The 8825-nt window shown below is 73.3% G+C and carries 5 protein-coding genes; 3 read left to right on the plus strand and 2 right to left on the minus strand.

Features of this window, described 5'->3' with window-relative positions; translation table 11 throughout:
* Positions 1-82: 82 nt before the first annotated feature.
* On the minus strand, positions 83-1207 hold the full coding sequence (gene ssd, locus PUR56_RS38565) for a septum site-determining protein Ssd (RefSeq protein WP_329952398.1): 1125 nt from the start codon (positions 1205-1207) through the stop codon (positions 83-85).
* Positions 1208-2022: 815 nt separating this feature from the next.
* Between ssd and PUR56_RS38570 the strand changes: the two genes are divergently transcribed.
* Complete coding sequence (locus PUR56_RS38570; RefSeq protein ID WP_329952405.1) at positions 2023-2859, plus strand: HAD family hydrolase; 837 nt, start codon at positions 2023-2025, stop codon at positions 2857-2859.
* 441 nt (positions 2860-3300) lie between these two features.
* On the opposite strand, the gene PUR56_RS38575 is transcribed toward PUR56_RS38570, so the two are convergent.
* Positions 3301-4200 carry an oxidoreductase gene (locus PUR56_RS38575; RefSeq protein WP_329952399.1) on the minus strand — a complete coding sequence of 300 codons (900 nt, stop codon included), beginning with the start codon at positions 4198-4200 and terminating at the stop codon, positions 3301-3303.
* Positions 4201-4422: 222 nt separating this feature from the next.
* Between PUR56_RS38575 and PUR56_RS38580 the strand changes: the two genes are divergently transcribed.
* Together PUR56_RS38580 and PUR56_RS38585 are read left to right on the plus strand one after the other, a co-directional pair.
* Positions 4423-5430 carry an ATP-binding protein gene (locus PUR56_RS38580; protein WP_329952400.1) on the plus strand — a complete coding sequence of 336 codons (1008 nt, stop codon included), beginning with the start codon at positions 4423-4425 and terminating at the stop codon, positions 5428-5430.
* Positions 5431-5959: 529 nt separating this feature from the next.
* Positions 5960-8446, plus strand: coding sequence for a bifunctional SulP family inorganic anion transporter/carbonic anhydrase (locus PUR56_RS38585; protein ID WP_329952401.1), 2487 nt, complete (start codon positions 5960-5962; stop codon positions 8444-8446).
* The last annotated feature ends 379 nt before the right edge of the window (positions 8447-8825 follow it).

Below are 8825 nucleotides of genomic sequence, written 5' to 3' on the forward strand. Positions count from 1 at the left end.
CTCCGGAGCGACCGCTGTTCGTACGCGCCGGCGCGGCGGCCCGCGACGCCGTCAGAGCCTCCCGCTCTCCGCAGACGGACCATCAGTACACACCTCCCCCGACCGCCGGAACCGGCGGCAGCACCTCGTCCAGAAAGGTCTCGCAGAAGCGGGCGAGCGGGCCGCTCTCCCGGATGCCCGGCGGCACGCCCTGCTCGGTGTCGGCGGCCAGGCCGGGCTCCGGCTCCAGCACGCCGGCGAGCTGCAGCCGCAGTCCCTGCGCGATCTTCCGGGCCGGGATGCCGAAGGGCCCCACGGGCCGCACCACGACCCTGACGTCCTCGATCCGCATCCGGGCGGACGCGGAGACCCGGTCGGAGGCCGCCACCGCGCGCAGCTCGGCCGGCACCACCAACAGGGCCGTGTCGGACTGCTCCAGCGCCTGCCCGGCCGCCGGGTCGAGCCGCCGGGGAACGTCGACCACCACCAGGCCACCGCGGCGGCGGGCGGCGGCCAGCACGCTGCGCATGGCCTCGGGGGGCACGGCCAGCGTGTCGCTCCGGTCCCAGGACAGGCAGGACAGCGCGGTGAGCCGCTTGGGCGCGGGCAGCGCCCGGGTCAGCTCGGCGCCGCTCACCCGGCCGCGTGAGGCGGCCAGGTCCGGCCATCGCAGGCCGGCGGCCGTCTCGCTGCCGAGCAGGAGGTCGAGCCCGCCCCCCAACGGATCGCCGTCGACGAGGACGGTCCGCCGTCCGCGGCGGGCGGCGGTCACGGCGAGCGCGCACGCCAGGGTGGACGCGCCCGCGCCTCCCCTCCCGCCGAGCACCGCGACGGTGAGCGCAGGGGTGCCGACGCCCTCCACGGCGTCGGCGATCCGATCGAGCAGCCAGGCCTCCGCGTCGGGCAGGAAGAGCACGTGCTCGGCGCCGAGTTGGACGGCTCTGACCCAGACCCCCGGGTCATCGAGGTCCAGCCCCAGCAGCAGCACCCCGGCCCGACGGGGCAGACCGGCGCACTGCTCGGCCCGGTCGTCGCCGACCAGGACCAGCGACGATCCCTCCCAGAGCTCGCGCGGCGGCGACGTTCCCCGGAGCAGCCGCGGTTCGGTGCCGGCCGCCGCGCAGATCCGCAGCAGGTGCTCGGCCAGGCCGGGGTCCCCGGTGAGGACGAGCGGTCGGGTGGGCGCCGGACCGTTGGCGGTGGCGTGGTCGGTGGTGGGCTTCGACATGGCGGCTCCCCTGTGCGGGTGCCCGGCCGCACGGGGCGGGCCGGGCACACGTCCGGTCGGTGCGACAGCCGGCCGCGGGCCCGCAGCACGGACCCGGCGACCGCTGCCGACCCTCACGGTGGGCGGTGATCCGGATTCCGTCCGCCGGGTTCCGATTCCCTGTGGACAACTCGGGGGTTGTGGAGGAAAACGTTCACTCGGAAGGGGGGCTATTGAGCAAAGAATTGACGAAACGGGCTCACCGAGAAGAACCGGTATAGACCGCACCAAGGGGAAGCAACCGCTCCGGGCGCTGCTGCGGGAGCCGCCTCGACCGGCCATTCCGCGCGTTCGAGGGGCTGAGGGCAGCCATGATCAATGATCTACGGAGAGTGACCAAATCGCCCGAAGGGGCCCGTCGTCGACACCCCCCGTAGATGTCCGCCGGGCCGGCGGGCCGATTCCCCGGCAGTAGCCGTTCAAGCCCTGAAAATGGCCCCGGACGTGCGACGACCCCCGCCGGGGGGGAGAGCGGGGGTCGTCTATCCACGGCCCGACTCGGGGGGGAGGAGCCGGACCGGGTTAGCACGGTCGCGAACGATCCGTGACTTCCATGGTGTACCCGAGCGGCCAGAAACACAAACCCGCACGCCCACGAGTACACCGAATGGCGGGCCGTTTTGTGGTGCCCTCTATCCTCGGTTCCCGTGGACACCACCGAGAACGCCGACGAGTACGCCGACGAGTCCCCGGACTCCACCGCCGGAGCCGACGAAGCCCCGGGGAGCGACGGAGCGGCCGGGGCAGCCGGGGCGCCCGGGTCCGACGCGACACCCCTGACCGGCCCGCCGGCCGCCCCGGCGCGTCCGGCGGGCCCGCGGACCGCGGCCTTCTTCGATCTCGACAAGACCATCATCGCCAAGTCGAGCGCCCTCGCGTTCAGCCGCCCCTTCTACCAGGGTGGCCTGATCAACCGTCGGGCCGTCCTGCGAAGTGCGTACGCCCAGTTCGTCTTCCTGGTGGGCGGCGCGGACCACGACCAGATGGAGAAGATGCGCGAGTACCTCTCCGCACTCACCCGGGGCTGGAACGTTCAGCAGGTCCGCGAGATCGTCGCCGAGACCCTGCACAACCTGATCGACCCGATCATCTACGACGAGGCCGCCTCACTCATCGAGCAGCACCACGCGGCCGGTCGCGACGTCGTCATCGTCAGCAGCTCCGGCTCCGAGGTCGTCGAGCCGATCGGTGCGCTGCTCGGCGCCGACCACGTGATCGCCACCCGGCTGAAGATCGAGGACGGCTGCTACACCGGCGAGATCGAGTACTACGCCTACGCCGAGAACAAGGCCGCCGCCATCCGGGAGTTGGCCGAGCGCGAGGGCTACGACCTCGCCGAGTGCTACGCCTACAGCGACTCGTCGACCGACCTGCCGCTGCTCGAGGCGGTCGGCCACCCCTCGGCGGTCAACCCGGACCGCGCGCTGCGCAAGGAGGCGGTCGCCCGGGATTGGCCGGTACTGGTCTTCGACCGGCCGGTGGAACTCCGGCGTCGGCTCCCGGAGTTCTCGGCGCCGAGCGGCTCGGTGCTGACCGCGGTGGCGATCGGCACGGCGGTGCTCACGGCCGGGGTGATCTGGTACGTGGCGCGACGGCGGCGCCCGACGGCCTGACCCCTGCGGGAAGCATCGGGCACCCGCCGCCGAGCCGAGGGGCAAAACGGGCAAAAGCCGAAGACTTCTCGTTTCGGGTTCCCCTTTCGCCCGAAACGCGATACAAATGAAGCACGGCCCGCGAGACCCGGTCAGGACCCCTAAGAGGTCAAACCGACAACGCAGTTCAGGCCCCACGGACCGCGTACAGATGACTGAGCACCCACATGCAGCCGACCCGCTGTCGGGCCGCCGCACCAGACGAACGGGCAGGATCCCCGTCTGATGGGCACTTCCGGTGCATGCATGGTCACCCGGCATCTGTGCCAGCGGCGGCACCCGGCAGGATCAGGTGCCGCCGCATCTTTTCGTCCCGGCGTCTCCCGGCCCGAAACCCCCGGCCCGGGCCCCCCGGCCGCCACCCCTCGACCGCCCTTGACGCCGGTCGGACCGCGCGTCCGGTCAGACCATGCCGCGCTGCATCGCCTCGCAGACCGCCGTGGACTCCCGAACCCCGAGCCGCAGGGCCCGGCCGCAGTGGCCGATCCAGGCGGCCAGCCCCTCCGGCGTGCCCGCCAGGTAGCCGGCCAGCGCCTGCCGGTAGGCATCGGTCCCCAGCTCCGCCAGGCCGACCTCGGCCGGGCAGATCGACTTCGGGTCTAGCCCCTCGGCGATCAGCACGATCCGCTGGGCGGCCCGGGCGATCAGGCCGTTGTGGGAGCCGAACGGCCGCAGCGCCAGGAGCTCGCCGTGCACCACCGAGGCGACCACCAGGGCCGGCGTGCCGACGCCCTGCCCCTCCGCACGGGCCACCAGCAGCCGGGAGAGCTGGTCGAGCCTGGCGGCGACCTCCTCCGAGCCCGGCGCCGGGGGCAGCACGGGCACCGGCCCGTCCACCGCACCCGGCACCGCGGACTCGACTCCCTCCACCGGCTTCAGCTCCAGCGGGAACGGATCGTCGGCACCCTCGCCCGCCTGGCGCGGCCGCCCCGCGGGGGCGTCGGAGTCCCCCACCGCGAGCAGGTGCAGCCGGGCCAGCACCTGGAGCGGCGAGTGCCGCCAGACGCTGAGCAGCTGGCCGGCCTCGGCCGAGATCCGCAGGGCGGCGCCGACCGCCCGGGCCTCGGGGTCGGCGCCGAAGTCGCTGCGCCGCCGGACCTCCTCCAGCGGCCAGTCCGCCCCCGCCAGCGCGGCGGAGGCCCGGGCGCCCCGCAGGGCGGACTCCGAGGTGACCTCGGCCGCGCGGCGGCGCATCACCCGGTGGCCGTAGAGGCGGTCGACGGCCTTGCGCACCTCGGCCACCGCGTCGGGCACCCCGGGGAGCTGGGCCAGCGGGGCGAGGGGATCTGTTCCAGTGCTCACCTACCCGAGGGTAATGAACCGGGGCCACTCCCGGAACGGCAACCTCGCATCACCCTTTAGAGGCAATCCTCACTTCCCTCCGGCGAACCACCCGAAACCCCGGATAGCATGGCCACTATCGGAAGCGATAACGATTTCCAGTTCTGGAGATCGTCGGCCCCGGCCGCGGAGCGGACGAGCGACCGCGGCGGGCCCCAGAGCGAGCGAGAGCCGGAGTCCCAGATGAAGATCGCCTTCGTCGGCAAGGGCGGCAGCGGCAAGACCACGCTGTCCGCACTGTTCATCCGCCACCTGGCCGCCTCGGGCCGCCCGGTCATCGCCGTCGACGCCGACATCAACCAACACCTCGGCCCCGCGCTCGGCCTGACGGACGCGCAGGCCGCCGAACTGCCCTCGCTCGGGGCCCACCTGCCCGACATCAAGGAGTACCTGCGCGGCTCCAACCCGCTGATCCGGTCCTCCGAGGAGATGATCAAGACGACCCCGCCCGGACGGGGTTCGCGCCTGCTCCGGATCGTCGAGGAGAACCCGGTGTACGCGGCCTGCGCCCGCCCGATCGCGCTCGACGAGGGCTCGGTGCGACTGCTGGCGACCGGCGCGTTCACCGAGGAGGACCTCGGCGTGGCCTGCTACCACTCCAAGGTCGGCGCGGTCGAGCTGCTGCTCAACCACCTGGTCGACGGCCCGGACGAGTACGTCGTGACCGACATGACCGCGGGCTCCGACTCGTTCGCCTCGGGCCTGTTCACCCGTTTCGACCTGACCTTCCTGGTCGCGGAACCGACCCGCAAGGGTGTCTCGGTCTACCGCCAGTACCGCGACTACGCGCGCGACTTCGGCGTGCGACTGCGCGTGGTGGGCAACAAGGTGCAGGGACCGGAGGACCTGGAGTTCCTCCGCCGCGAGGTCGGCGACGACCTGCTGACCGCCTTCGGGCACTCCGACTGGGTGCGCCGGCTGGAACAGGGCACCAACCCGCAGCTGCGAACCCTGGAGCCGGCCAACCGCGCCGTGCTGGACGAACTGCGCGCGGAGGCGGACACCACGTACGGGCAACGGGACGCCCGCCGCTACACCGAGCAGGCCGTCCTCTTCCACCTCCGCAACGCCGAGAGCTGGGCCAACGCCAAGGTCGGCATCGACCTCGCCACCCAGGTGGACCGGGGCTTCGTGCTCGGCGACCGGCTCGCCGCGACCGACGAACCCGCCGCGGCCGGCGCTCCGGCCTGACCGGCGGCGGCCCTCCGCCGCCCCGACGCCACCGACGGGCCGCGGCCTCCCCACCCCGGGGAGGCCGCGGTCCGTCCGGCTCCCCGGCCCGAATCCCCGGCCCCGGCCCCGGCCCCGGCCCCGGCGACGGCGGTCCCGAGCGCCCGACGCTGCCGCAGGGCACTCCCACCAGCAGATTCCCGTCCGTTCGAGCACCACCCAATGGGGTGAACGGCCCGGTTATTGCCTGTCGCCCGGGATGACGCTGTGCAAAGATCCCATTACCCTCGGTTTACCGAGTCTTGATATTCACCTCGGTCCCGACGGCCTCTCCGAGGCATGGCTCCTCCCATCGCCCCGGGCGAGCAGCCGTCGGGGCTCCTGATGGTCCACGGTCCGGCCGGTGACACCCGCACTCCCCGCCGCGACCACGCCATCCCGCCACGCCGTCGCGACCCACGACAGCCGATCCGACCCGCCGGGCCCGTCACCGGGCTCACCGCACCGCCGGACCTGACTGCGTTCGTTCCCCCGGAAAGACGGGAAGACTATGACCCTCGACATCTCCGGCGCACCCATCGCCTCCGACACCACCGACCACGCCCCGCCGGGCAGACGTCCCCGTGTCCCCTGGGCACCGGACCTCTCCGCCTCCCTCGTGGTCTTCCTGATCGCCGTGCCGTTCTCGCTCGGCATCGCCCTGGCCACCGGCGCCCCGCTCACCTCCGGCCTCGCCGCGGCAGCGGTCGGCGGGATCGTGGTCGGCCTGTTCGGCGGCACCCCGCTCCAGGTGAGCGGCCCCTCCGCCGCGCTGACCGTGATCACCGCCGGACTGATCTCCCAGTACGGCTGGCAGGCCACCTGCGCCATCACCCTCGCCGCCGGCCTGCTGCAACTCCTGCTCGGGGTCAGGAGGGTGGCGCGCACCGCGCTCGCCGTCTCTCCCGCCATCGTGCACGGGATGCTGGCCGGCGTCGGCCTGACCATCGCCATCGCGCAGCTGCACGTCGTCCTCGGCGGCTCTCCGCAGAGCTCGGCGACGGCCAACCTGCTCGCCCTTCCCGGCCAGTTGGCGGTCCCGCATCCGGCCGCCCTGGCCGTCGGCACCGTCACCGCGGTCGTCCTGCTCGGCTGGCCCCGGCTGAACCGGCTCCCCGGCCGGGCCGGCGTGTTCGGGTCCCGGCTCGTCAGGGTGCCCGGACCGCTGGCCGCCGTCGCCTTCGCCACCACGCTCTCCGTCGCGCTGGACCTCCGGCTCGCCCGGGTCGAGCTCCCCGCCTGGCAACCGCACGACCTCGTTCCCGACCTGCCCCACGGACCGCTCCCCGCCGTCCTGGCCGCCGTGCTGACCGTCACCGCCGTGGCGAGCGTCGAATCACTGCTCTCGGCCGTCGCCGTCGACCGGATGTCCCACCGGACCGGGGACCTCGACCGCGAGCTGCGCGGCCAGGGCCTCGCCAACATGGTGAGCGGACTGGTCGGCGGTCTGCCGATCGCCGGCGGAGCGGTGCGCAGCACGGCCAACGTCCGCGCCGGGGCCACGAGCCGTCGGTCCTCGATCCTGCACGGAGTCTGGGTGCTGGCGGCGGCGCTGGCCCTCACCGGCGGGCTGCGCCGGATCCCGCTCTCCGCGCTCGCCGCCCTGGTGCTCGTGGTCGGCCTGCAGATGGTGAGCTTCGCGCACATCCGCAAGGTCCACCGGCACCGGGAGTTCCCGGTCTACCTCGCCACCGTGGCGGGCGTGGTGCTGCTCGGCGTCCTGCCGGGCGTGGCGCTGGGAGCCGCGACCGCCGTCCTGCTCGCCCTCTACCGGCTGACCCGCGCCCACGTGGACGTCCTGACCGGTCCCGACGGCTTGTTCACCGTGGAGACGCACGGTCCGCTCACCTTCACCGCCGTGCCGCGGCTCAGCCGGTCCCTCGCCGGGATCCCGGCCGGCGCCGATGTCGCGGTCGTCCACGACGGCTCCTTCCTCGACCACGCCGCGTACGAGACCCTGCACAGCTGGCGCACCGGGTACCAGGCCGGCGGCGGCCGCGTCTCGATGGTGACCCACCGCCAGGACGACGAGGTCCTCGATCCCGACGGCACCGTCCGTACCGGCAGCTCTCCCGGCCCGCACCGCTGCCGCGCCTGGACGCCCTGGGTCGGCCACCACTGCGTCGAACAGCAGGAGGACCCGCACGGACGACTGCTGGACGGGGTCCGGGTGTTCCAGCTGCACACCGCCCCGCTGGTCCGGCCCGAACTGGCCCGGCTCGCCCGGGAGGGACAGACGCCGTCCCAGCTCTTCCTGACCTGCGCGGACTCGCGGATGGTCACCAGCATGATCACCAACAGCGGCCCCGGCGACCTCTTCACCGTCCGCAACGTCGGCAACCTGGTGCCGGCGCCGTTCGAGCCGGGGGCGGCCGACGACTCGGTGGCGGCGGCGGTGCAGTACGCCGTCGAGGTCCTGGAGGTCGGTTCGATCACGGTCTGCGGCCATTCGGGCTGCGGGGCGATGAAGGCGCTGCTGGACGGGCTGCACGAACAACCGGGCCCGCCGACCCCGCTGGCCCGGTGGCTGCGCAACGGCCGCGGCTCCCTGGACCGGCTGCGACGGGTCCCGGCCGAGTTCACGGCCCGGCCGGTGGTCGACCTGGTCGAGCAGCTCTGCATCACCAACGTGGTCCAGCAGCTGGACCAGTTGCTGGCCAACCCCGCCGTGGAGCGACGAGTGGCCGAGGGCACGCTGCGGCTGGTCGGGATGTACTTCGACTTCGCCACGGCGCAGGCCTACGTGCTCGATCGCGAGAGCGGCCGGTTTAGCCCGGTCGAGGCACTGGGCGCACCGGGCGAGACCACCCCCCGTGCTCACACCCACGCCCCTGCGGCCGCCGTCATGGCCGCCACAGCGGTCGCGTCCGCCGCGTCCACTTCGGCCGCCGACTGCGACACGCCCGAACGGGTGAAGGAATTCGAAGAGGTCCCACCCTCCGGTACGGACCCCTCCGACGCGACCAGGACCGGGGGCGGTCCGGGCCTGGCCGCCTGAGAGCCGGGCCCGCGTCCCGCCGGGCGGGCCAGGACGCGGGCCCACCTCCGCCACACCCTCCAGAGGCGCCCCTGCCTCGGGCGACCGTTCGACGTCCGGTCAAAGGTCTACACCAATTCACCGGAGCCTCTTGTCAAGTGACCTCTTCGCCTGGTGAGCTGTGCGCTGGGACACACGGGACAATCCCCACGCACGGGAACGATCCCGATCATGACTCGATGAGGAGTGCGCGTTGAGCAACGAGAGCCTGGCCAACCTGCTCAAGGAGGAACGGCGCTTCGCCCCGCCGGCAGAGCTCGCCGCAGCCGCCAACGTCACCGCGGCCGCATACGCTCAGGCCTCCGAGGACCGCCTCGGCTTCTGGGCCGAGCAGGCCCGC

This window comes from Streptomyces sp. BE303, from assembly GCF_036290945.1.
Classification (GTDB): Bacteria; Actinomycetota; Actinomycetes; order Streptomycetales; family Streptomycetaceae; genus Kitasatospora.